The organism is Nocardioides sp. LHD-245, assembly GCF_030929495.1.
In the GTDB taxonomy this organism is placed as follows: Bacteria; Actinomycetota; Actinomycetes; order Propionibacteriales; family Nocardioidaceae; genus Nocardioides.
On sequence record NZ_JAVFWN010000006.1, the window covers coordinates 289,713 to 312,350 of the forward strand.

Annotated in this window: 22 protein-coding genes; 8 read left to right on the forward strand and 14 right to left on the reverse strand. The window is 71.1% G+C overall.

Features of this window, described 5'->3' with window-relative positions; genetic code table 11:
- Positions 1-49: 49 nt before the first annotated feature.
- The 3 genes from ccrA (RB608_RS12090) (at position 50) to RB608_RS12100 (ending at position 4,081) form a co-directional block, all read left to right on the forward strand.
- Positions 50-1,399: a crotonyl-CoA carboxylase/reductase gene (gene ccrA, locus RB608_RS12090; protein WP_308088167.1), complete on the forward strand. Its 1,350-nt coding sequence runs from the start codon at positions 50-52 to the stop codon at positions 1,397-1,399.
- Between the two features lie 292 nt (positions 1,400-1,691).
- Positions 1,692-2,933 carry a hypothetical protein gene (locus tag RB608_RS12095; RefSeq protein WP_308088168.1) on the forward strand — a complete coding sequence of 414 codons (1,242 nt, stop codon included), beginning with the start codon at positions 1,692-1,694 and terminating at the stop codon, positions 2,931-2,933.
- Positions 2,934-2,968: 35 nt separating this feature from the next.
- A complete protein-coding gene (locus tag RB608_RS12100) occupies positions 2,969-4,081 on the forward strand; it encodes an AI-2E family transporter (RefSeq protein ID WP_308088169.1) in 1,113 nt (370 codons plus the stop codon).
- 79 nt (positions 4,082-4,160) lie between these two features.
- Here RB608_RS12100 and RB608_RS12105 read toward each other — a convergent pair whose 3' ends face one another.
- Positions 4,161-5,123, reverse strand: a complete 963-nt coding sequence (locus RB608_RS12105; protein ID WP_308088170.1) for an EamA family transporter — start codon at positions 5,121-5,123, stop codon at positions 4,161-4,163.
- A gap of 39 nt (positions 5,124-5,162) precedes the next feature.
- Here RB608_RS12105 and RB608_RS12110 point away from each other — a divergent pair, with 39 nt between their 5' ends.
- On the forward strand, positions 5,163-5,702 hold the full coding sequence (locus RB608_RS12110) for a CGNR zinc finger domain-containing protein (RefSeq protein WP_308088171.1): 540 nt from the start codon (positions 5,163-5,165) through the stop codon (positions 5,700-5,702).
- 21 nt (positions 5,703-5,723) lie between these two features.
- Here RB608_RS12110 and RB608_RS12115 read toward each other — a convergent pair whose 3' ends face one another.
- Genes RB608_RS12115 through ccrA (RB608_RS12145) form a run of 7 tightly spaced genes read right to left on the reverse strand, consistent with a single transcriptional unit; the run spans position 5,724 to position 14,309 of the window.
- Positions 5,724-7,319 carry a thiamine pyrophosphate-binding protein gene (locus RB608_RS12115; RefSeq protein WP_308088172.1) on the reverse strand — a complete coding sequence of 532 codons (1,596 nt, stop codon included), beginning with the start codon at positions 7,317-7,319 and terminating at the stop codon, positions 5,724-5,726.
- On the reverse strand, positions 7,316-8,398 hold the full coding sequence (locus RB608_RS12120) for an ABC transporter substrate-binding protein (RefSeq protein ID WP_308088173.1): 1,083 nt from the start codon (positions 8,396-8,398) through the stop codon (positions 7,316-7,318). The genes RB608_RS12115 and RB608_RS12120 overlap by 4 nt, the downstream gene beginning before the upstream one ends.
- Positions 8,399-8,428: 30 nt before the next feature.
- Positions 8,429-9,271: an ABC transporter permease gene (locus tag RB608_RS12125; protein ID WP_308088174.1), complete on the reverse strand. Its 843-nt coding sequence runs from the start codon at positions 9,269-9,271 to the stop codon at positions 8,429-8,431.
- Entirely contained in the window at positions 9,271-10,080 is an 810-nt protein-coding gene (locus RB608_RS12130; protein ID WP_308088175.1) for an ABC transporter ATP-binding protein, read from the reverse strand. The genes RB608_RS12125 and RB608_RS12130 overlap by 1 nt, the downstream gene beginning before the upstream one ends.
- Positions 10,081-10,085: 5 nt before the next feature.
- Positions 10,086-12,182: an acetate--CoA ligase family protein gene (locus RB608_RS12135; RefSeq protein ID WP_308088176.1), complete on the reverse strand. Its 2,097-nt coding sequence runs from the start codon at positions 12,180-12,182 to the stop codon at positions 10,086-10,088.
- Positions 12,182-13,033, reverse strand: a complete 852-nt coding sequence (locus RB608_RS12140) for an enoyl-CoA hydratase/isomerase family protein (RefSeq protein WP_308088177.1) — start codon at positions 13,031-13,033, stop codon at positions 12,182-12,184. Before RB608_RS12140 ends, RB608_RS12135 begins: the two co-directional genes overlap by 1 nt.
- Positions 13,034-13,037: 4 nt before the next feature.
- Positions 13,038-14,309 carry a crotonyl-CoA carboxylase/reductase gene (ccrA, locus tag RB608_RS12145; protein ID WP_308088178.1) on the reverse strand — a complete coding sequence of 424 codons (1,272 nt, stop codon included), beginning with the start codon at positions 14,307-14,309 and terminating at the stop codon, positions 13,038-13,040.
- A gap of 175 nt (positions 14,310-14,484) precedes the next feature.
- Between ccrA (RB608_RS12145) and RB608_RS12150 the strand changes: the two genes are divergently transcribed.
- Complete coding sequence (locus RB608_RS12150) at positions 14,485-15,267, forward strand: IclR family transcriptional regulator (protein ID WP_308088179.1); 783 nt, start codon at positions 14,485-14,487, stop codon at positions 15,265-15,267.
- Between the two features lie 36 nt (positions 15,268-15,303).
- Here RB608_RS12150 and RB608_RS12155 read toward each other — a convergent pair whose 3' ends face one another.
- From RB608_RS12155 to RB608_RS12165, 3 genes are all read right to left on the reverse strand, one after another.
- The gene (locus RB608_RS12155; protein ID WP_308088204.1) at positions 15,304-16,101 is read right to left on the reverse strand and encodes an alpha/beta fold hydrolase; all 798 of its coding nucleotides are present in this window, start codon (positions 16,099-16,101) and stop codon (positions 15,304-15,306) included.
- Positions 16,102-16,234: 133 nt separating this feature from the next.
- Positions 16,235-17,401: a 3-hydroxyacyl-CoA dehydrogenase NAD-binding domain-containing protein gene (locus RB608_RS12160; RefSeq protein WP_308088180.1), complete on the reverse strand. Its 1,167-nt coding sequence runs from the start codon at positions 17,399-17,401 to the stop codon at positions 16,235-16,237.
- Positions 17,402-17,484: 83 nt separating this feature from the next.
- Complete coding sequence (locus RB608_RS12165) at positions 17,485-17,787, reverse strand: DUF167 domain-containing protein (RefSeq protein WP_308088181.1); 303 nt, start codon at positions 17,785-17,787, stop codon at positions 17,485-17,487.
- 25 nt (positions 17,788-17,812) lie between these two features.
- Here RB608_RS12165 and nucS point away from each other — a divergent pair, with 25 nt between their 5' ends.
- Entirely contained in the window at positions 17,813-18,511 is a 699-nt protein-coding gene (nucS, locus tag RB608_RS12170) for an endonuclease NucS (protein ID WP_308088182.1), read from the forward strand.
- Positions 18,512-18,522: 11 nt separating this feature from the next.
- The gene (locus RB608_RS12175) at positions 18,523-19,149 is read left to right on the forward strand and encodes a DUF952 domain-containing protein (RefSeq protein ID WP_308088183.1); all 627 of its coding nucleotides are present in this window, start codon (positions 18,523-18,525) and stop codon (positions 19,147-19,149) included.
- Positions 19,150-19,165: 16 nt separating this feature from the next.
- Here RB608_RS12175 and RB608_RS12180 read toward each other — a convergent pair whose 3' ends face one another.
- Together RB608_RS12180 and RB608_RS12185 are read right to left on the reverse strand one after the other, a co-directional pair.
- Complete coding sequence (locus RB608_RS12180; protein WP_308088184.1) at positions 19,166-19,690, reverse strand: ferritin; 525 nt, start codon at positions 19,688-19,690, stop codon at positions 19,166-19,168.
- Positions 19,691-19,740: 50 nt separating this feature from the next.
- Entirely contained in the window at positions 19,741-19,944 is a 204-nt protein-coding gene (locus tag RB608_RS12185) for a hypothetical protein (RefSeq protein WP_308088185.1), read from the reverse strand.
- Positions 19,945-20,079: 135 nt separating this feature from the next.
- Between RB608_RS12185 and RB608_RS12190 the strand changes: the two genes are divergently transcribed.
- Positions 20,080-20,445 (forward strand): ArsC/Spx/MgsR family protein, encoded by a 366-nt coding sequence (locus tag RB608_RS12190; protein WP_308088186.1) that lies wholly within the window; start codon positions 20,080-20,082, stop codon positions 20,443-20,445.
- A gap of 90 nt (positions 20,446-20,535) precedes the next feature.
- Here RB608_RS12190 and RB608_RS12195 read toward each other — a convergent pair whose 3' ends face one another.
- Positions 20,536-22,575 carry a protein meaA gene (locus RB608_RS12195; protein ID WP_308088187.1) on the reverse strand — a complete coding sequence of 680 codons (2,040 nt, stop codon included), beginning with the start codon at positions 22,573-22,575 and terminating at the stop codon, positions 20,536-20,538.
- Positions 22,576-22,638 lie beyond the last annotated feature (63 nt).

Below are 22,638 nucleotides of genomic sequence, written 5' to 3' on the forward strand. Positions count from 1 at the left end.
ATTGCCACCCAGCCCACTGGCACGCACCGATCCCAGGGAGACGACGACCGTGCAGCACATCCTTGACGCCATCCTCGCCAGCGAGTCCGGGGAGGCCTCCGCGGAGGACTTCGCCAGCCTCGAGGTTCCGCAGTCCTACCGGGCCGTGACGGTCCACAAGGACGAGGTCGACATGTTCGAGGGCGTCGCCTCTCGCGACAAGGACCCTCGAAAGTCCCTGCACGTCGACGAGGTCGCGCTGCCCGAGCTCGGTCCCGGCGAGGCCTTCGTCGCCGTGATGGCCTCCGCGATCAACTACAACACGGTGTGGACCTCGATCTTCGAGCCGGTCTCCACCTTCGGCTTCCTCGAGCGCTACGGCCGCGAGTCCGGCCTCGGCAAGCGCCACGACCTGCCGTACCACATCGTCGGATCCGACCTCTCCGGCGTGGTCCTCGCCGTCGGCGCGGGCGTGACCAAGTGGAAGCCGGGCGACCGGGTCGTCGCGCACTGCCTCTCGGTCGAGCTCGAGGCCCCCGACGGCCACAACGACACGATGATGGACCCCTCCCAGCGCATCTGGGGCTTCGAGACCAACTTCGGCGGCCTCGCCGACGTCGCGATGGTCAAGGCCAACCAGCTCATGCCCAAGCCCGAGCACCTCACCTGGGAGGAGGCCGCCTCCCCCGGCCTGGTCAACTGCACGGCCTACCGCCAGCTCGTCTCCGCCAACGGCGGCAACATGAAGCAGGGCGACAACGTCCTGATCTGGGGCGCCTCCGGCGGCCTCGGCGGGTTCGCGACCCAGTACGCCCTCAACGGCGGCGCCAACCCCGTCTGCGTGGTCTCCAACGAGGAGAAGGCCCAGATCGTGCGCAACATGGGCGCCGAGATGGTCATCAACCGCTCCGAGCTCGCCCCGAAGTTCTGGAACGAGGAGGGCACCCAGCAGAACCCCAAGGAGTGGCAGCGCTTCGGCAAGGCCATCCGTGAGCTCACCGGCGGCGAGGACATCGACATCGTCTTCGAGCACCCCGGTCGCGAGACCTTCGGCGCCTCGGTCTACGTCACCCGCAAGGGCGGCACCATCACCACCTGCGCCTCGACCTCGGGCTACATGCACGAGTACGACAACCGCTACCTGTGGATGAACCTCAAGAAGATCATCTCCAGCCACTTCGCCAACTACCGCGAGTCGTGGGAGGCCAACCGCCTCATCGCCCAGGGCAAGATCCACCCCACCCTGTCGCGCGTCTACACCCTCGACCAGGTCGGCCAGGCGGCGCTCGACGTGCACCACAACAAGCACCAGGGCAAGGTCGGCGTCCTCGCCCTCGCCCCGCAGGAGGGCCTCGGCGTGAAGAACGAGGAGCTCCGCGCGAAGCACCTCGACAAGATCAACCTGTTCCGCGGCATCTGACCCTCCCGCCGACCCGGCGCAGATTGAACTCTCTAGGTACACCGATCCGGCGCAGATGAAATCTGAGATCACGCCGACCCGGCGCAGTTGAACAGTTGCTGTTCAAACTGCGCCGGGTCGGCGTCGTTCCGCGTTCACTCCGCGCCGGGTCGGCGTCGTGGCAACACATCCCGTGCCGGTCCGTCCGAACCGGCGAGCCGGGGTGGGCAACGTTGGGCCGATCAGGGATCATGGGCGAGTTCGTTGCACCCACCCCCCATGACCGCACCGAGAGCCAGGGAGGCTCAGTTCCATGAGCGACGAGGGTCTGTCCATCTTCGACGACGAGCCCACCCCGACCGAGGAGTCCAAGACCGTGACCACCAAGGCCGACGACGAGCCCACCCAGGTCATCCCGGCGGTGAAGACGGCCGAGACCCCGGCGGCCGCGCCCTGTCCGCCGGCGGCCGCCCGCCAGGTCGCATCCCCGCGCCCCACCGCGGCTCCCGCTCCCACTGACGCGGCTCCCGGCCGACCGGTCGGCTTCAACGCGCCCGGAGCGGCCGGCGGCCTGCCGACCGTCCGCAAGGGCGGCTACGACCGTGACGCGGTCGACGCGCAGATCCGCCAGCTCGCCAGCGAGAAGGCGACCCTGGGCGCCAGCCTGACCGAGTCCGAGCAGCGCGTGATCGACCTCGAGAAGGAGGTCGCCCGGCTCAGGTCCGAGCTCGCCGAGATGGACAACCCGTCGTACGCCGGGCTCGGTGGCCGGGCGAGCGCCATGCTGCGCCTCGCCGAGGAGGAGGCCTCCGAGATCCGCGCCACGGCCGAGGCCGACGCGGCCGAGGTCCGCGACCAGGCCACCCGTGACGCGAAGGCGATCCGCGCCGAGGCGGCCCGCGAGGCCGACGACATGCGCGCGGTCCAGCTGCGGGAGCTGGAGGAGAACCGCACCCGCCTGCTGACCGACGCCGAGCAGGAGCGGGCCCTGGCGAGGAGCGAGGCCGAGGACACCCTCGCCGCCGCGCGCCGCGAGTCCGACCAGCTCCGGCTGGCCTCGCAGCAGGAGGCGACCGAGCTGCGCAGCCAGGCCCAGCGGGAGGTCGAGCAGGCGCGGGCGGCGGTCGACCGCGAGGTCCAGGAGGCCCGCCGGGCCCTGGCCATGGAGAAGGAGCGGCTGGCCCGCGAGGCGACCGAGCACCACAACACGGCGGTCGCCGAGACCCGCCGCCTGGTCGAGGAGGCCGAGCAGCGCGCCAACGCCGCGGAGGCGCGCGCCGCGGAGGCCAGCAAGCAGTCCACCGCCAACCGCGCCGCCGCCCAGACCGAGGCCGAGGGTGTGCTCACCCGTGCCCGCCGCGAGGCCGAGCAGGTGATCGCGTCCGCCCGTGCCCAGGCCGAGGCCATCACCTCCAGCGGCGACGCCGACCTCCAGCGCGAGATCGCCGCCAAGCGCGCCGAGCTCGACCGGCTGACCAAGCGGCGCGCCTCGATCACCGCCCAGCTCTCCTCGCTCGCCGACCTCGTCGCCGGCTTCGGCGAGGACGAGAGTTGAGCGGGTCCGGCACGGGGACCGGAGGCACCGATGGGGTGAGCGAGCACGCCGGGATCGATCCGGCTGCCGCTGCGCCCGCACCCGCCACCGCCTCGCCGTACGGCGAGCCCGGCAAGCCGTTCAGTCGCCGCTCACCGTTCTTCGTCGGCTTCGTCGGTGCGCTGGGCGCGCTGACCGCCTTCTGGCTGTTCCAGGCGGTACTCGGCATCGGCTCGACCCTGATGCTGATCGTGGTCGCCTTCTTCCTCGCCGCGGGCCTGAACCCGGCGGTCGAGTTCCTGGAGCGCCGCGGCCTGCGCCGATCGTTCGCGGTCGTGGCCGTCATCGTGATCGCGCTGGCCGCGGTCGGCCTGTTCCTCGTCGCGATCGTCCCGGTCATCACCGACCAGATCACCGCGTTGAGCAAGAACGTTCCGGTGTGGCTCGACGAGTTGGAGCGCAACAAGAAGATCCAGGACCTCAACGAGGAGTACGGCGTCCTCGACAAGATCACCGACTTCGTCACCGACGGGGACTTCATCTCCACCCTGTTCGGCGGGGCGCTCGGCGTCGGCCTCAAGGTGCTCGGAGCGCTGTTCAACGCCTTCGTGATCTTCGTGCTCACGCTCTACTTCCTCGCGTCGCTGAAGACGAGCACCCGCGCGGTGTACCAGCTCGCTCCCGCCTCGCGCCGGGAGCGCTTCTCCTCCCTCGGCGACAAGGTGATCGCCAATATCGGCGGCTACGTCTCCGGGGCCTTCCTGGTCGCGCTCTGCGCGGGCGCGTGCTCGTTGGTGTTCCTCTACTTCACCGAGGTGCGCGAGTACGCCGTCGCGCTGGCCTTCGTCATCGCGCTGCTGGACGTGATCCCGATGATCGGCGCGACGATCGGGGCCGTGCTCGTCTCGGCGATCGCGTTCGCGACCGATGTCAAGACCGGCATCGCATGCGTCGTCTTCTTCGTCATCTACCAGCAGTTCGAGAATTACGTCGTCTACCCGCGAGTGATGAGCAAGTCGGTCGACCTGCCGGGCGCGGTGATCGTGATCGCCGCGCTCATCGGCGCCGGGCTGCTCGGCGTGGTCGGCGCGTTGCTGGCGATCCCCACCGCTGCCGCGGTCCTGTTGGTCTTCAGGGAGGTCGTGGTCCGCCGCCAGGACCTACGCTGACGGCTCCCCGAGCGCAACGTCATACGTTCTGTGGGCTGGAGCCCACGGGGCGAATGACGCTACGCCGGGGAACCCGCCATCAGACGAGGACCGGCTCCTCCGGCTCGACGAGTACGCCGCGCTCGCCCAGCTTGACGCCGATCACGCCGGCCAGGATCAGCGCCCCGCCGAGGAACTGGACGGCGCCCGGCAGCTGGTCGAGCAGCAGCCAGGCCCACACCACGGCGGCGACGACCTCGCTCAGCGCGACGAAGGACGCCAACCGCGAGCCGAGCCGGCGGCTGGCGGCGATCCCGGTCGAGTAGGCCAGCGCCGCCGTGACCAGGCCGAGGAGCAGCAGCGCCACCCACGGCCCGACCTCGACGCCGGCGTACGCGATCTGCTCGGCGGTCGCCTCCATCGGCATCAGCCCGACGAGTCCCAGCAGGCCGAGCATGAGCCCGCCGACCGCCAGGCCACCCGCGGCCAGCGTGAGCGGCGGGATCCCGCTGCGCTCGTCGGCGGAGATGACGAAGTACGCCGCCGCGCCCACCATGGCGCCGAGCGCCCAGGCGGCACCGCGGAGGTCGACGTCGGCACCGGCGAACAGGTCGAGCACGAGGACCAGGCCGAGCGCGGCGACCACGGCACCGGCGACGGTGAGCCGGCCGGGGCGCTGGCCGTGGACCAGCCACATCCACCCGACGACGGCGGCGGGAGCGGTGTACTCGATGAGGAGGGCCGGCCCGACCTCCAGGGTGCGCACCGCCGAGAAGTAGCAGAACTGGGCGCCGGCGACGGCGAGGCCGCCGTACACGAACATGGTCGGCGCCGCCCGCCGCAGCACACCCCAACGGCCGCGCAGCGCGAGCAGGCCGAAGGGCAGGACGACGAGGGCGCCGATCGCGATCCGGATCAGCACGACGCTGCCGGCTGTCCAGCCGCTGTCGAGCAGCGGACGGGCCAGCGAACCCGACAGACCGAAGGCGACGGCCGACGTGAGCGCGAGGGCGAGCCCGGTGGTCGTCGCGTCGCGACCGGTGTCACGAGTCAACGTCGTCATGACTCATGACACTAGGGCCGACTGCGGTAATCTGTCAATGTGGTCTTCGCCCATGACACCTCGCTGTCCCTCCAGGCCGCGGTCGCTCTCGTCAACAGCAGCCTCGAGCCGGTGACGATCAGCACGCCCGACGAGCTCGACACCTTCTTCACCGACTTCGGCTACACCGGCCGTCACGACCGCGACCAGGCCGAGGTGGACGCCACTCTCGCCATCGCGCCGCGGCTGCGCGAGCTGCTCACCGCCGACCGCGACGACGCGGCCGACATCGTGAACGCGATGCTGCGCGACGCCTCCGCGCTCCCCCAGCTGCGCCGGCACGACGGCCACGACTGGCATCTGCACGCCATCGACAACGACGCCTCACTGGCGGAGCGGATCCTGGTCGAGACCGCGATGGCGATGATCGACCTGATCCGGGCCGACGAGATGTCCCGGCTGTCGGTGTGCGCCGACGACACCTGCGAGGGCATCGTCCTCGACCTCTCGCGCAACCGGTCCCGGCGGTTCTGCTCGGTCACCTGCGGCAACCGCAATGCCGTCGCCGCCTACCGCGCCCGGCAGGCCGAGGAGGGCTGACCCCGCCGCCCGCGGGGCCGCTCACTCCCCCGGGATCGTCGCGGGGTCCAGCTCGAGGGCGAGGACGACAGGCCCCGCGGGGAGCGGATCGAGGGTGTCGAGGACCTTCCTCAGCTCGGCGGCTGAGCGGACGGTGTGCCCCTGGGCGCCGTACCCGCGGGCGACGTCCGCGAAGTCCGGCCATGCCATCCGGGCATGGTCCGGATCGCGGCCGGCGCCGCGCAGGTGGTGGAACTCCATGCCGTAGGCCGCGTCGTTCGCGATGAGGACGAGCAGAGGCAACCGCTCGCGGACCGCGGTCGCCAGCTCGCTCAGTCCCATCATCGCGCCCCCGTCGCCGGCCACGACGAGGGTGAGTCGGTCGCGATGCGCCAGCGAGACGCCCATGCCCGTCGCGATCCCCAGGCCGATGGACGCGAAGTTCAGCGTGTGGACGAAGTCCCCCGCCGCGGCCACGTTCAGCTCGCGCCAGGCCGTGTAGACGAACCGGCCCGTGTCGGAGACCACCAGGCGATCGGCGGGCAGCGCGTCGTCCACGAGTCGCAGGGCAGCGGCCAGCTCGAGGCCGCAGTCCTCCCCGCCGCCCGCCCCGCGAGCGACAGGGACGGGCGGGGCCTGCGCACCCGGCCAGTACGGCGCGGCCGGACCCGACTCGGCCAGCAGCGCGCACATCCGGCCGGCGGTGATCCCCGCGTCCCCGACGAGGGCGGCGGCCGGCGTGCCGTAGCGACCGATGGCGTCGGGATCCGAGTCGATCTGGACCACGGCTCCGCGCGATCCGACCAGGCCGTCGGCGGTCGTGAACCGGTTCAGGCTGGCACCGAACGCGACGACGCAGTCGGACTCGGCGAGCACCCGCAGCGCCTCGCTCCGGCCCACGGTGCCGCAGACCCCGAGGTCGCCGTGCTCTCCGGCGAACATGCCCTTCGCGAGCAGCGTCGTCGCCACCGGCGCGCCGAGCTGACCGGCCAGCGACAGGAGCTCCTCGCGCGCACCGCCCGCTCCGCGACCGGCCAGTACGACGGGTCGCCGCGCCGACGCGACGATGCCGAGCGCCGCGTCGAGCGAGGCGTCGTCCGGCAGCAGTGCCGGACGGTCGCCTGAGACGGCGGCCACCGACTCGCCACACGGCGCGGTCGCGAGGTCGAGCGGGATGTCGAAGACCACCGGCCGCGAGCGCTCCTCGGCGTGCCGCATCGCCCGCGCCAGCTGCCCGACGGCGTCGTCCGGGTGCGTCACCCGGACGTACGCCGCCCCCGTCAGCCGTGCGGCCGCCGCCAGGTCGAAGCGCTGCAGGTGGTGCGGCACCGACGGCGTGTCCCCGGTCAGGAGCAGCAGCGGTGACCGCGCCCGCACCGCCTCGGTCAGGGCCGTGAGCGTGTTGGTGAACCCGGGCCCGTGCGTCACCGACGCCGCGCCGAGGCCGGCCGTCGTCCGCGCCATCCCGTCCGCCGCGCTCACGGCGCCCGACTCCGCCACCGTGGGGACGAACCTGCCCCCGTGCTCGATGAAGGCGACGACATGGGGAAGGTTGCCGTCGCCCATGAGACCGGTGATCGTCTCCACGCCGGAGGCGAGGAGCGTTCGAGCGACAGCGGTCGAGACGTCGTGGGTCACTTCGAGGTCCCCGCGGCGCTCACGTCCTCGGCGGTGAAGTCGTTGTACGCCGACACCAGCGAGTTGTCGACGTAGTCGGCCACGGGCAGTGCCTCGGGGATCAGGTCGTACTTCGCGAGGAAGGCGGCCGTGGCCTCGGCACGGTCCTCCGGCGTGTAGCCGTAGTCCTCTTGACCGGCGTTCGCCGGGTCGTACTGCGCGATCGTCGCCTTGAGGATCTCCAGGTCACGCGCCCGTCCCGCGTCGTCCGACTTGGCGTTGGGGAACTCCGCGTAGAACATGTCCAGCGCCTTCTCCGGGTTCTGCTTCGCCCACTCCTGGGCGACAGCGCCGGCCCGGCCGAGCTTCTCGAGCGCGTCGGACTTCTCCTTGATCGCGTCCGTGCTGGCGTACTCGACGAAGTCGAGCAGCATCCCGGCCTCGCTGAAGACGTCGTCCATCACCCGCAGGTCGGTGCCGCTGAGCTCGATCGCCTGGTACGCCGCGTCCCACAGGTAGAGCCCGTCCACCTTGCCGGAGCTGAGCGCGTTCGCGGCCTGGGCTCCGATGCCCACCGCCACGAACTCGACGTCGTCCCCGACACCGGCCTCCTCGGCCATCGCCTTCGCCTCCGGCAGACGCGAGGAGGACAGCGAGGCGACGCCGACGGTCTTGCCGGCGAGGTCCTCGGGCGACTGGATCGCGCTGTCCTCGAGGACGGCGAGCCCGGAGCCGTACTCCGGGATCAGGTTGTAGACGATCTTGATGTCGACGCCCTTGTTGATCGCGGCCATCACCGACGACGGGTTGCCCTGACCGAGGTCCGCCTTGCCCGCCTGGACCAGCTGGACCGCGACCGAGGAGCCCGAGGTCGGCATGTAGCTGACGTCGATGCCGTAGTCGTCGAACAGTCCGAGCTGCTTGGGCACCGCGTAGAGGATCGCCTCCTCCCCCGGGTACGGCGCCTCGTGGCCCATCGCCACGGTGATGGAGTCCTTGTCGTCGCCCGGGCCTCCCGAGCACCCGGTCGCCGCCAGGACCAGTCCCAGCACGACGGCGGACGCTGCCAGCGCCCGGTTCTTCCTAGTGCGCACGCGCATGAGCTTGAGCTCCTTCGAGGGTGGTGCGGCTCAGACGCCGCTGGAGGTGGAGCTGACCTTGGTCCAGAAGACGACCCGCCGTTGGACGAGGACCAGGATCAGGTGGAGCAGGTAGCCGATCAGGGACAGCAGCACCAGCACCGCGAACGAGCCGGAGATGTCCAGGACCGCGTTGAAGGTGAGGATCTGGTTGCCGAGCCCCGCCCGCGCGCCCATGAACTCGCCCACGACCGCACCGAGCAGCGACAAGACGATGGCGGCGTCGAGACCGGCGAAGATGTACGGCAGCGCCGAGGGCAGCTTCACCCTCCGGAACGTCTCGACCCGTCCCGCTCCCATCGCCCGGATCATGTCGACGCGCTGCTGCTCGGTGTTCTGCAGGCCTTCGATCGTGTTGACGATGATGGGGAAGAACGCGACCGTCACCGCGACGATGACCTTGCTGGTCATCCCGAAGCCGAACCAGATCACCAGCAGTGGAGCCAGTGCGATCTTCGGGACCGTCTGGAAGGCGACGATGTAGGGATAGATGGCGCGCCGGATCCAGCGCACCTCCGAGACGAGGGCACCGAGGCCGACGCCGAGCACGGCGGCGATCAGGAAGCCCAGCACCGTCTCGGTCAGCGTGTAGCGCAGGTTCGCCAGGAAGGTCCCGTGGACCAGGCCGTCGTACAGGCTCTGCGCGATCATCGACGGCGGCGGCAGGACGATCTCGGAGACGTCCCAGATCCGGACGATCGCCTCCCACGCGCCGACCACCACGACGAACGTGGCGATCACGGCCAGCCAGTCGGCCGGGACGATGCGGCGCGGGGTCGAGCGGCGCCCGGTGGCGGTCCCGCGACCGGCCCTCACGGCGATATTGACGGACATCAGTCGATCCCTCCTCGGGCGTTGAGCAGGCCGCGGATCTGCGTGGCCGTCTGCTGGAACCTCGGGTCCCCGGTCGCGTCGAGCCGGCGGGGCCGCTCGATGTCGACGGAGAAGTCGGCGACGATCCGGCCCGGACGCTCGGACATGACCAGGACGCGGTCGCTGAGGTAGACCGCCTCGGGGATCGAGTGCGTGATGAAGAAGACCGTCTTGCGCTCCTCGGACCAGATCCGCTGCAGGTCGTCGTTCATCTGCTCGCGGGTCAGCGCGTCGAGTGCGCCGAACGGCTCGTCCATCAGCAGGATCCGGGGGTTCGGTACGAGCGCTCGCACGATGCCCGCCCGCTGCTGCATGCCACCGGACAGCTCCGAGGGATACCTCTTCTCGAACCCGTCCAGACCGACCATCCGGAGCAGGTCCATGGCTCGGTCGCGGTGCTGCGCGACGTTGCGCTTCTGCACGCGGATCGGCAGCAGGACGTTGTCCAGGATGGTCAGCCAAGGCAACAGCACCGGCTGCTGGAACACGACGCCCACGTCGGGCGAGGGTCCGCTCAGGTCCCGGCCCCCGAGACGGACCTCGCCCTCGCTCTGGCGCAGCAGGCCGGCCAGGATCTTGAGCAGGGTGCTCTTCCCGCAGCCCGAGGGCCCGACCAGCGACACGAAGGTGCCGTCGGCGATCTCGAGGTCGATCGGCAGCAGCGCCTGGACGGGCGTGCCGGTGGCCGTCGGATAGGCCAGCGTCACCTGCTCGATCGTGATCAGACTGTCCGTGGTCGTGGGTTCCGACAACACGTCGGTGTTCGACATCGTGCTCACAACTCCTCCCTGATGAACAGAGCATCGACTGCGACTGCGCCACGGCCCTCCGGCCGGACGAGGACCGGGTTCAGCTCGGCGGTGGCGAGCTGTGACCCGAAGGCGTCGGCCAGCTCGCCGAACGCGAGGACCAGATCGATCAACGCGGCCCGGTCGGCCCGCGGGGCCCCGCGGTAGCCGTCGAGAAGACGGCCGAGGGGCGAGGAGGCGAGCAGTCGCTCCACCTCCCGCCGGGTGACGGGCACGGGCGTGGTCAACGCCCGGCCGCCGAGCTCGGCGAGGACGCCGCCCGGCGCGACGGTGAGCACCGGGCCGACCTGCGGATCCCGCACCACCCCCACCATGCACTCCACCACCGGTCCGGCGACCTGCTGCTGGACGAGGAAGCCGTCCACCGGCAGGTCGGGGGCGCCGGCCGCGACGGCCGTGCGCATCTCGGCGATGGCGCGCGCCACGGCCTCGGCACCGGCGAGCCCGGTGCGCACGCCCCCGATCTCGGTCTTGTGGGCCAGGCCGGGCGACTCGACCTTGACGACGGCGAGATCCGGCAGCGCGGCGCCGATCGCCGCGGCCGCACCCTCGTCCGCCACCAGGAAGGTGGCCGGGGTCTCGATGCCGGCGGCGGACAGCAGGTCGAGCGCCTCCTGTCCGGCGACCACGCCGCGCGCCAGCGCGCGACGCGGGACCGTCGGCCGGTCGACCCAGGGCTCCGGGGCGGTGCCCGACGCCATCAAGGCCCCGATCGCCCTGAGCGCCGGGGTCATCGCGCCCAGGAGCGGGACGCCCTGCTCGGCCAGGGTCTCGACGATCACCGGGTCGGCCGGGCCGCCCGCCAGGCCGAAGGCCACCACCGGCGCCCCGGGCTGCGTGGCCTGCTTCGCGAGCACCCGCGCCTGCTCCCGGTACAGCTCGGCCTGGCCCTCGCATCCCTGCAGCACGTTGAGGGCGAGGGCCACCAGGCCGACCTGGGGATCGGAGCGCAGCGCCGTCAGCGCCGCGCTCGCCAGACCCGAGTCCTCCGCCGCCGCCCCCGTCAGGTCGAGCGGGTTGGCGACGGTCGCGAAGTCCGGCAGGACGTCCGCCAGCTCGGCCGTCGCCCGCTCGCCGAGGCTCGCCGCCGGGATACCGAGCTCCGTCATCCGGTCGGCGACCAGCCCGGACCCGCCGCCGGAGATCGACGCGACCGCCAGCCCCCTCGCCGTCGGGCGGACCCGGCTCGAGGCGAGGATCAGCATCTCCCGGAACTCGTCCAGGTCGTCTGCCTGCACCACGCCACAGCGGCGGAGCAGGCCGGTCAGCGCCTCACTGTGACCGGCCACCGCTCCCGTGTGGGCCAGCGCCGCTCGCTGGCCCAGCTCGGAGCGACCGACGCTCAGCGCCACCACGGTCTTGCCGAGCTCGGCGGCCCGGATCGCCGCGCGGGCGAACTCCTCGGCGTCGCGCAGGCCCTCGAGGAAGACGCCGATCACGTCGACGCCCTCGTCCTCGGCCAGCGCGGCGACGTACTGCCCGAGCGTCACCGACACCTCGTTGCCGGTCGTGATCAGGTGACTCAGGCCCAGTCCGCGACCGACCGACGAGTCGGTGACGGCGTGGGTGAGCGCTCCGGACTGCATCACGAGCGCGACCCGGCCCGCCGCGAAGGGCGTCACGATCTGCCCGCTGTAGGCGGCGAAGCCCGTCGTGGCGTTGAGGATGCCGTAACAGTTCGGGCCGCAGAGCAGGAAGCCGGACTCTCCGACGAGCCGGCTCAGGCGCTCACCACGCTCGCCGCCCGTCGTACCCTCGCCGAAGCCGCTGGCGATGAGCAGGCCCGCCTTCGCCCCGCCCGCGATCGCCTCCGCGAGTACGTCGAGCGCCGGCTCCGCACTCAGTGCGACGGCGACGAAGTCGACCGGCTCCGGCAGCGCCCCGAGGTCGGGGACCGCGTCGTAGCCGGCGATGCTCGCGGCGGTCGGGTGGACGGGATGGATGCGCGCGGTCGATCCGAACCGGCGCAGGTTCTGCAGGATCTGGCTACCGCGGTTGCCGCGCGGCGAGGCGCCGACCACGGCGATCGAGGCGGGATTCAGCAGCGCCGCGAGATCCGCCATCATCGCTCTCCGTAGGGGGTGTCCCGCTCACGGAGGAAGGCCCCCATGCCCTGCTCCGCGAGGATGCTCATGAGCCGCTCCTTCTCGGTCACCCCGTTCGAGGCCAGGAGGTAGGTGTCGATATAGCGGTGCGCGTCCTGTGCGGCCTTGAAGCCCTGGATGTCGAGCGTGAGCCGGACCGCCCGCTTGGCCAGCGTCGCGGCGTACGCCGGCGCGTGCGCGACCCGCTCGGCCAGCCGCTGCGCCTCGACCAGCAACTGGTCGGCCGGGACGACGCGGTTGACCAGGCCGGCCTCGCGCGCCCGCTCGGCGGAGAGCCGGTCGCCGGTCAGATAGAGCTCGTTGAAGGCCTTGAACTGCATGAGCCAGGGCAGCATCAGCAGTGGTGAGAGGGCGCCGTGCCGGATCTCGGGCTCGGAGAGGAAGGCGTTCTCGGCGGCGATGGTCAGGTCGCCCACCACCGCGAGGTTGCAGCCACCGGCGATGGCGCCTCCGTTCAACGCGGTGATCACCGGCTTGTCGCAGTACCAGATCTTGCTGATGATCGCGGCGTTGCCGCGGGTGTGGTCGTCCCACTCCTGGGAGTTGTCCGGAAGCCCGTCGGCGTCGAGGTCGATCCCCGAACAGAAGATCCGGTCGCCGGCGGCCGTGAGCACGATGGCCCGCACCGCGGGATCGGAGCCCGCCTCGTCGAAGGCTCGCCCCAGCTCCGCGAAGGTCTGCTGGCGCAGGGCGTTGTGCTTGGCCGGTCGGTTCAGCGTGATCGTGGCGACGCCCGCGGTCACGGTGACCAGCAGGTCCTCGTAGCCGTCGGCGCCCACGGCTGCCGGCGCGGTCGTGGTCGTGGTCATGTCCTCAGCTCCGTCCGTCGTTCTCGTCCGCCGCCGCGACCAGCGCGACCGTGTTGCCGAAGACCTGCTCGCCACGCCCCATCTCGGCGTGCACCCGCGGGAGGTCGGCGAAGGGCACGACCCGGCCGACGCACGGATCGATCCGGCCGTCCCGGACGAGGTCGTTGTAGGCGCGAGCCTGCACGTCGTTGGTCCCGTGGCTGCCCTGCAGCCGCTTCTGGCGCGTCCAGTGGTAGCGGAGGTCGACCATCGCGTCGTAGCCGGTGGTCCCGGCGCAGACGACCACCATGCCGCCCGGCTCGCAGACGAAGACGCTGGTCGGGATCGTCGAGCTGCCGGGGTGCTCGAACACGATCGCCGGGTCCTTGCGCTCCCCCACGATGTCCCAGATCGCCTTGCCGAAGCGTCGGGCCTCGGCCGTCCATGCCTTCTGTCCGGCCGCGTCGTCGACCAGCGGCGGGATGCCCCAGTGGGAGAAGTCGCTCCGGTTGATGTATCCGATCGCGCCGAGCTTCTCGGCGTACTGACCGCGCTCGTCGTCGGAGACGACCGCGACCGCCCGGGCGCCCGCGCGGCTCGCCAGCTGGATCGCCTGGGTGCCGAGTCCGCCCGACCCTCCCCAGACGAGGACGACGTCACCGGCCTGCAGCGTGTTGCCGGCCCAGCCGTGCAGCATGCGGTACGCCGTGGTGCCCACCAGGGTCGGTGCCGCCGCCTCGGCCCAGCTGAGTCGGCTCGCCTTGGGCAGCACCTGGTGCGCCTGGACGCGCGCGAACTGGGCGAAGGAGCCGAAGTTCGTGTTGTAGCCCCAGATCTGCGCGCTCGGCGCGATCATCGGGTCCTTGCCGCCGGCGATCCAGGGGTCCGCGGGATCCCAGTGGCCGGGGTGGACGATGACCTCGTCGCCGACGTGGACATCGCTGACGGCCTCGCCGGTCGCGTAGACGATGCCCGACGCGTCGGATCCGCCGATGTGGAAGTCGTACGGCTCGCCCGCCCGCTGCCGGGCGGCGATCACGTCGACCGGGTAGCCGCGCGCCGCCCAGACGTTGTTGTAGTTGACGCCGGCGGCCTGGACGCCGATGAGGACCTCGTCCGGCCCGATCGGGGGAACCTCGATCCGCTCCTCGACCTGGAACGCGGTCTGCGGGTCACCGAACCGCTCCGCCCTCACGACGAGGGCGGTCATGTGACTCGGCACCTCGCCCGGCTCGGGCAGCTGCCCCAGGGGGACCGATCCCTCGAACGTCGCCGCTGACGTGCGGTGCTCGCTCACGTTGCCTCCTTCGTTCCCCACCTCCTGTGGCGGAGATCACTTGGTGGCCCGATTGAAGCAGTACGTCTCGCAGAACGACACCATTTACCAGATCTTTTCTGCTGTGCAAGACAAACAGGTTGGTCGTGGGTAGTCTCGTGTCGGTCGGCCCACCCTGAGAGCGAGAGGTTCTGCCATGAGCGACCCCCATCCGGAGCCGAGGCCCGCGTACCTCATCGACTCGGCGGAGAACGCGCTACGGATCCTGATGCAGCTGCGCAACGCCCCGGAGATCCGCGTGACCCAGGTCAGCGACGAGCTCGGTGTCGCCCGATCGACGGCGCACCGTCTGCTCTCGACCCTCACCTACGTGGGCTTCCTCCGCCACGACCCGATCCGCCGGGCCTATGTGCCGGGCAGCGTGCTCGTCGAGATCGCGCTCGCCTCGACCGGCCATCGCCAGCTGAGGCAGGTCGCCATGCCACACATCGTCCGGCTGTCGAAGGAGGTCGAGTGGACCATCCATCTCTCCGTCCTCGAAGGCTCCGACATCCGGTTCATCGACGGCGCGGAGAGCCCGCGTCCGGTCCGGGTGACCGCGCGCGTCGGCTCTCGGTTCCCCGCCCACAGCACGAGCAGCGGCAAGGTCCTGCTCGCCGACCTCCCGAGCAAGCACCTGCGCAGCCTCTACCCCGACCGTCCGGCGCCGGTCACCGAGCACACCGTCGACTCCCTGGCCGTGCTGGAGCGTGAGCTCGCCACCGTGCGCGACCAGGGCTACGCCACCAATCTGGGCGAGAACGAGATCGGACTCCACGCCGTGTCCGTCCCCATCCGCACCGAGCGGTCCGGGCTCGTGGCCGCCATGGCCGCCGCTCGACCGTCGGTCACCGCCGCGCCGGCCGAGTTCCCCGAGATCATCGCCCGGCTCCGCTCGACCGCGGCCGAGATCGCCCGCCAACTGGAGGCCGTCGAGTGAGTCGCGTGGGTCCGACGAGCCGAGGGGATCCGGCGTTCAGTCCCCGAGGAACCTGCGCAGCACCTCGAGGAAGAGCTCGGGACGCTCGGAGTGCAGCCAGTGTCCGGTGTCCTTGAGGGTCACCTTGCGGTTGCGCGGGAACCAGCGGTCCATCGCGGGCTCGTACTCCGGCAGGACGTACGACGAGCGCGCGCCGGCCAGCCACAGCACCGGGCCGTCGTACGCCGGCAGGTCGGCGAGCTCCGCCTCGGGCCAGGCGCTGATGACCGCGAGATCCCGGTCGAGCACGTCGAGGTTGACCTGCCAGGCCCATCCCGAAGGCGCGGCGGGATCACGGCGGAGGTTCTGGAGCAGGAACGAGCGCACCGTCGGGTCCGGCACGGCCGGTTCGAGCAGCCGGTCCGCGTCCGCGCGGTGCACCACCTGGCCCAGGTCCATCCCACGCATCGCGGCGATGTAGCCCGGGAACTCGCGACTCTCGGGGTAGGCCACCGGCGAGATGTCGGCGACGCACAGCCGCTCGACCCGCTCCGGGTGGAGCAGGGCGAGCACCATGGCCACCTTGCCCCCGAGCGAGTGCCCGACCACCGTCACCGGCTCGTCGTCGTCCCCGAGCCAGTCGGTCAGCGTCGACAGGACGTCGGCCGCGGCCGCCGCGAAGTCGAACCGCTCCGGCCACGGCGAGCGCCCGTGGTGCGGCAGGTCGACCAACAGCACCCGGTGCCGCTCGGCCAGCTGCTTGGCGACGCCGGTCCAGTTCTTTCCCTGGCCGAACAGGCCGTGGAGGAAGACCACACGGCTCCCGGTGGAACCGAGAGCCGTGTGGTGAAGCATCACGCGCCGAGCCTATCGGCCCCGTCGCCCGGCTCCGAACCCCGCCGTCCGTCACCCGTCGATTGGTCACAAACCGCACGCCTGGAGCCCGAATTGTTGCGGTTTGGGACCAAACCGCAACAACGTGGCCAGCTCAGTACGTGTGGAAGCCCTTGCCGGTCTTGCGCCCCAGCTCGCCCGCGTCGACCTTGGCGACCAGGGTCGCCGCGGGCGCGAAGCCGGGCTCTCCGAACTCTCCGTGCAGCTCCTTCTGGATGGCCAGCGACACGTCGTTGCCGACCACGTCGAGCAGCTCGAAGGGACCCATCGGGAGGCCGGCGGTCTCCTTGATCGCGGCGTCGATGGTCGCCAGCTCCTCGCCGCTCTCGGCGAGCTTGATCGCGTCGTTGAGGTAGGGGAACAGCAGCAGGTTGACGATGAAGCCCGCCCGGTCACCGGCCGAGACGCCGACCTTGCCGACATTGGCGGTCAGCGCGCGCACGGTCTCGTCGACGTCGGCGGACGTGGCGGCGGTCGTGATGATCTCGACCAGCTTCATGACCGGCGCCGGGTTGAAGAAGTGCATGCCGATGACGTCCTGCGGGCGCCCGGTGGCCTCGCCCAGCTTGGTGATCGGGAGCGAGGACGTCGTGGTCGCGAGGATGGCGCCAGGCTTGGCGATCCGGTCGAGGTCGCGGAAGAGCTGGAGCTTGAGCTCGAGGTCCTCGGCGATGGCCTCCACGACGATGTCGACGCCGCCCAGCGCCTCGCGCTCGGTCGAGCCGGTCAGGCGACCGAGCAGCGCGTCCTTGTCGCCCTCGGTGCCCTTGCCCTTGGCGATGGCGCGGTCGAGGTTCTTCGTGATGTAGCCGATGACGCCGTCCAGCTTGTCCTGGCCGCGCCCGACGAAGACGACGTCGTACCCGGCCTGGGCGAACACCTGGACGATGCCCGAGGCCATCGTGCCGGTGCCGACGACCCCGACGGTCCTGATCTCGTGCTTGAAGGCCGGCGCGGCGGCCTCGCCCGCGGCGGCCGCCTCGTCGGCGAAGGTGCGCCCCTCGGCGACGAGCTTGTCGAACAGACCGGCCGGCTCGTGCAGGTGGTCGCCGGTCTCGGCGAAGCGCGCGGCCAGCTGGTCGCGGACCTGAGCGACGCCGATCTCGTCCACGACCGTCAGCGGACCCTTGGGGTAGCCGCAGCCGAAGCGCATGGCCGCGTCGATGTCGCTCACCGAGGCGTAGCCCGACTCGTAGGTGCGGACCGCATGGTTGAGGTACGGCAGCACCAGCGTGTTGAAGATCTGCTCGCTCGAAGTCATGGGCCGGATTCTGACACCCGGGAGGGGCCCTGACTACCCGTCGGTAACCCTCGGAGAGCGATCGAGACAGAGGTCACAGAGACTCAGTCCCGTGGCCGCGGTACGACGACCCGCACCACCTTCGAGCGGGCGGTCTGCCCGCGGACCAGCTGCACCGCCGAGCGCCGTACGCCGAGCTCCTTGGCCAGCCACCGCACGAGCTCGTCGTTCGCCCGACCGTCCACCGGCGGCGACGCCAGCCGGACCTTGAGCTCGGCCCCGTCGACGCCGGTCGGCCCGACCACGCCGGTGCGGGACGCACCCGGCTGCACCCGGACGGCGAGCAGCCAGGACGTCGTACTCCCCCGCTCCGGACGCCACCACGGCTGGTCGGGCTCGATCTCCACACGGAGGACTGTAGATTCGTCGCTCGTGAGACTCGTCGTGGCGCGCTGCCAGGTGGACTATGCAGGCCGGTTGACCGCACATCTCCCGATGGCGACGCGGGTGCTCATGCTCAAGGCGGACGGCTCGGTCCTGGTGCACTCCGACGGCGGCTCCTACAAGCCGCTCAACTGGATGTCGCCACCGTGCACCGTCCGCGAGGGCGAGGACGACGAGGGCCGGGTCGAGTGGACGGTCACCGCACGGGCCGCCAAGGGCCAGGCGCCCGACACGCTGCGGATCCTCATCGACGAGATCCACCACGACACGCAGCACGACCTCGGCATCGACCCGGGCCTGCAGAAGGACGGCGTCGAGAAGCATCTGCAGGAGCTTCTCGCGGAGCATCCCGCGACCCTCTCCGACGGCCTGACCCTGGTCCGCCGCGAGTTCCCGACCGCCATCGGCCCGGTCGACCTGATGTGCCGCGACGGCGCCGGCCTGTCGGTCGCCGTCGAGATCAAGCGGCGCGGCGAGATCGACGGCGTCGAGCAGCTCACCCGCTACCTCGAGCTCCTCAACCGCGACCCGCTGCTCACCGGCAAGGGCGCGGTGCGCGGCATCTTCGCCGCCCAGGAGATCAAGCCCCAGGCCCGGGTCCTCGCCGAGGACCGGGGGATCTCCTGCGCGGTGATCGACTACGACGCCCTCCGCGGCATCGACAACGCCGAAGACCGGCTGTTCTGAGCCCGGCCGCGATGACGCCGATCTTCCACCTCGCCCTGCTCCGCGACTGGGAGGCGGCGCAGCGCGTGGGCAGCTACACCGTCTCGACCCGCGACCGGTCACTGGCCGACGTCGGGTTCATCCACGCCAGCCGCGCCGACCAGTGGACCGGCGTGCGCGACCTCTTCTACGCCGACGTCACCGAGCCGATGGTGCTGCTGCAGATCGACCCGGCGCGGCTCGACGTACCGGTCGTCGAGGAGGCTCCCGAGCCCGGTGCCGAGACGACCTTCCCCCACATCTACGGCCCCCTGCCCGTGGCGGCGGTGGTCAAGGCCATCCCGCTCCCGGGCAGCGCCGACGGCGTGGCGACGCAGCCGGCCGGGGCGCCGCTCCCGACGGCCCCGGTCGCTGCCGGGTCGGCCACGCCCGCACCCGCGGACCGCGCGCCCACCGAGAGCTTCTCGCGGCTCTACTTCCGCGAGATGTTCTACAACGTGGCCCTGCTGTGCGTCGTCCTCGCCGTCGGCCTGCTGGGCGCGATCGTGGGCCACGCCGTGTCGGACGACGGCGGGAGGGGCGTCGGCGGCCTGGTCGGCGTCGCTCTCGGCATCGCGGCGGCGGTGTTGCTGTTCCGCCGGCGGCACGCGGGCAGCTGAGCGCCCGCGGCGACAGTCAGGCGCCCGCGGCCGCCGGCGCGGTCGGGTCGGCGGCGTCGCCGCCGCGCTCGCGCGCCACCCAGTCCTCGATCGCGTTGATGTCGTCCTTGCTGCGGGTCACGACCGTCAACAGGTCGTTCATGGTGGCGACCTCCTCGACCTGCTCCTTGATGAACCACTGCATGAACTGCTCGGAGGCGAAGTCGTTCTCCTCGCGCGCCACGCGCAGCAGGCCGTTGATCTGCTCGGTGACCCGCTTCTCCTGCGCCAAGGCCAGCGCGATCGGCGCCACGACGTCCTCGAAGGCCGCGACCGGCGCCTCGACGCCCGGGATCTCGACGGCGGCGTCGGTGTCGAGGAGGTACTGCACCATCATCATGGCGTGCTGCCGCTCCTCGAGCGCCTGGCCGTAGAAGAACGCAGCCAGCTGCGGCATCGTCAGCGCGTCGTAGTGGACGGCGCACGCGAGGTACTGGTGGTGCGCTGCGAACTCGTTGCCGATCTGGGCGTTGAGCTGGTCGGTGAAACGGGGGGCGGCCATGGGCGCCAGCCTAGTGGAGCGCAGTGGAGGCGCCCGACGGCCCGGTGCCGTCAGGCGGCCTTCTGGAGGGCCTTCTTGGTCACCTTCTTGCCGCTGGTCGTCACCAGGACGCGGCGCTTGACGGTGAGCCCGTCGGGGAGGGTGCCCTCCTTGAGCATGCGCAGGGGGCAGCGGCCGCACTTCGACTTCGAGACGCAGCACTTCGTCTTGGGGAGCTTCTGCTTCCCCTTCGACTTCTTCTTGCCCTTGCCCACGGAAGGAGGATAGGACGATGAGGGTAGGCAGACCTAACCGACGTGATCCAGGTCACTGCCGACGGTCTCCGGACCGTCTCCGGACCGTCGCCGGACGGCCACCGGGCGGGCCGCGGGTGCCACTATGGTGCGGTCGTGATCGAGATCTGGCTGAACCCCGCCTGTTCGAAGTGCCGCACCGCCGAGGGCGAGCTCCGGGCCGCCGGCGTCGACTACACGGTGCGCCGCTACCTCGACGAGCCGCCGACGGTCGCCGAGATCGAGGACGTGCTGACCCGGCTCGGGCTCGAGCCCTGGGACATCGCCCGCACCGCCGACGCGAGCAAGCTGGGCATCACCCTGCCCATCAAGGACGCTGCTCACCGCGACCGGTGGCTGGACCTGATGGTCGCCCACCCCAAGCTCATCCAGCGACCGATCCTCACCGCGTCCGACGGGACGACGGTCGTCGGCCGCGACCCCGAGTCGCTGGCGCGGGTGATCGCGGCCGACGACATGTAACTAAGTGTTACAGCACGGTTATCCACCACTCTGGTCACACGAGCCCCAAATCCCGTCCGTAACCCTTAGTTACAAGGGCGAGCGCCGCCGTCAGGCCAGGCCGTTGGCCTTCCGGATCACCTGGACGATGCCGCCCATGATCTCGGTGAGCCCGAAGTCCTTCGGGGTGTAGACGGCCGCGACGCCGAGCTCCATGAGCGCCCTGCCGTCGGACTCGGGAATGATCCCGCCGACGATCACCGGTACGTCGCCCATGCCCGCGGCCTTCAGGCCGTCGAGGACGGCGGGCACCAGCTCCATGTGGGAGCCGGAGAGGATCGAGAGGCCGACGCAGTGGACGTCCTCGGCGACGGCGGCGGCGACGATCTGCTCCGGGGTGAGCCGGATGCCCTGGTAGATGACCTCGAAGCCCGCGTCGCGGGCCCGTACGGCGACCTGCTCGGCCCCGTTGGAGTGCCCGTCGAGCCCCGGCTTGCCCACGAGCAGCCGGAGCCGCCCGCCGAGCTCCTCGCTCGTCGTACGGACGGCCTCACGGACCGTGGTCAGCTCGGCGCCGGCCTCGGCGACGCCCACCGCACCGGCGACCCCGGTCGGGGCACGGAACTCGCCGAACACCTCGCGCAGGACGCCGGCCCACTCGCCGGTGGTCGCACCCGCGCGGGCGGCGGCGAGGGTGGCCGCCATCAGGTTGGCGCCGGACTTGGCGTCCTCGGCGAGCCGGGCCAGCGCGGCGTCCACCTCGCCGGCGTCGCGCTGAGCCTTCCACGCCTCGACGGAGGCGAGGGCGGACTTCTCCGCCTCGGGGTCGGCCACCATGATCGCGCCGTCGAGGTCGGCGGTCAGCGGGCTCTGCTCGGTGGTGTCGAACCTGTTGACGCCGACGATGATCTCCTCGCCGGCCTCGATCCGGCCGCGGCGGGCGGCGTGGGCGGAGACCAGCTCCTGCTTCATGTAGCCGGAGTCGACGGCGGCGATGGCGCCGCCCATCGCCTGGACCCGGTCGATCTCGGCCTTGGCGCCGGCGATCAGCTCCTGCACTTTGGCCTCGACGACCGGCGAGCCGTCGAAGATGTCCTCGTACTCGAGCAGGTCGGACTCGAACGCGAGGACCTGCTGGAGGCGCAGCGACCACTGCTGGTCCCACGGGCGCGGCAGGCCGAGGGCCTCGTTCCACGCGGGCAGCTGGACGGCGCGGGCGCGAGCCTTCTTGGACAGGGTGACCGCGAGCATCTCCAGCACGATCCGCTGGACGTTGTTCTCGGGCTGCGCCTCGGTCAGGCCCAGGCTGTTGACCTGGACGCCGTACCGGAAGCGGCGCATCTTCTCGTCGGTCACGCCGTAGCGCTCGCGGGTGATCTCGTCCCACAGGTCGACGAAGGCGCGCATCTTGCACATCTCCTCGACGAAGCGGACACCGGCGTTGACGAAGAACGAGATCCGGCCGACGACCTTCTCGAAGTCGTCGTCGGAGACCTGGCCGGAGTTCTTGACCTGGTCGAGTACGGCGATCGCGGTGCACATCGCGTAGGCGATCTCCTGCACGGGCGTGGCGCCGGCCTCCTGCAGGTGGTAGCTGCAGATGTTGATCGGGTTCCACTTCGGGATCTCGTGGACCGTGTACGAGATCATGTCGCCGATCAGACGCAGGGAGTGCTCCGGCGGGAACACGTAGGTCCCCCGCGAGAGGTACTCCTTGATGATGTCGTTCTGGGTCGTGCCCGCCAGCTGATGGGCGACCTCCGACGGCGAGAGATCGGGGTTCTGCTCCTCCGCGGCGACCTGGTACATCGCGAGCAGCCACATGGCGGTCGCGTTGATCGTCATCGAGGTGTTCATCTCGGTGAGGGGGATCTGGTCGAAGAGCTTGCGCATCTCCCCCAGGTGCGGCACCGGTACGCCGACCTTGCCGACCTCGCCACGCGAGAGCGGGCTGTCGGGGTCGTAGCCGGTCTGCGTGGGCAGGTCGAACGCGACCGACAGACCGGTCTGGCCCTTGGCCAGGTTGGTGCGGTAGAGCGCGTTGGACGCCTCCGCGGTCGAGTGGCCGGCGTAGGTCCGCATCACCCAGGGGCGGTCCTTGGGATGCGATGCCTTCCCGGCGGTGCCGGCTGCGTCGGGCGAGGTGCTCATAGGCCGAAGCGTAGGCCGATCGCTACCGCGAGGTAACCGCCTGACGTGTGGGGTTGTCCACAA

Bases quoted from the DNA above. Each gene is read 5' to 3' on its own strand.
- RB608_RS12155 (WP_308088204.1), bottom strand. From the start codon at position 16,101: ATGCTTCACCACACGGCTCTCGGTTCCACCGGGAGCCGTGTGGTCTTC.
- RB608_RS12130 (WP_308088175.1), bottom strand. From the start codon at position 10,080: ATGTCGAACACCGACGTGTTGTCGGAACCCACGACCACGGACAGTCTG.
- RB608_RS12120 (WP_308088173.1), bottom strand. From the start codon at position 8,398: ATGCGCGTGCGCACTAGGAAGAACCGGGCGCTGGCAGCGTCCGCCGTC.
- RB608_RS12195 (WP_308088187.1), bottom strand. From the start codon at position 22,575: ATGAGCACCTCGCCCGACGCAGCCGGCACCGCCGGGAAGGCATCGCAT.
- RB608_RS12105 (WP_308088170.1), bottom strand. From the start codon at position 5,123: ATGACGACGTTGACTCGTGACACCGGTCGCGACGCGACGACCACCGGG.
- RB608_RS12160 (WP_308088180.1), bottom strand. From the start codon at position 17,401: ATGACTTCGAGCGAGCAGATCTTCAACACGCTGGTGCTGCCGTACCTC.
- RB608_RS12175 (WP_308088183.1), top strand. From the start codon at position 18,523: ATGACGCCGATCTTCCACCTCGCCCTGCTCCGCGACTGGGAGGCGGCG.
- RB608_RS12135 (WP_308088176.1), bottom strand. From the start codon at position 12,182: ATGGCGGATCTCGCGGCGCTGCTGAATCCCGCCTCGATCGCCGTGGTC.
- RB608_RS12095 (WP_308088168.1), top strand. From the start codon at position 1,692: ATGAGCGACGAGGGTCTGTCCATCTTCGACGACGAGCCCACCCCGACC.
- RB608_RS12140 (WP_308088177.1), bottom strand. From the start codon at position 13,033: ATGACCACGACCACGACCGCGCCGGCAGCCGTGGGCGCCGACGGCTAC.
- RB608_RS12180 (WP_308088184.1), bottom strand. From the start codon at position 19,690: ATGGCCGCCCCCCGTTTCACCGACCAGCTCAACGCCCAGATCGGCAAC.
- RB608_RS12125 (WP_308088174.1), bottom strand. From the start codon at position 9,271: ATGTCCGTCAATATCGCCGTGAGGGCCGGTCGCGGGACCGCCACCGGG.
- RB608_RS12150 (WP_308088179.1), top strand. From the start codon at position 14,485: ATGAGCGACCCCCATCCGGAGCCGAGGCCCGCGTACCTCATCGACTCG.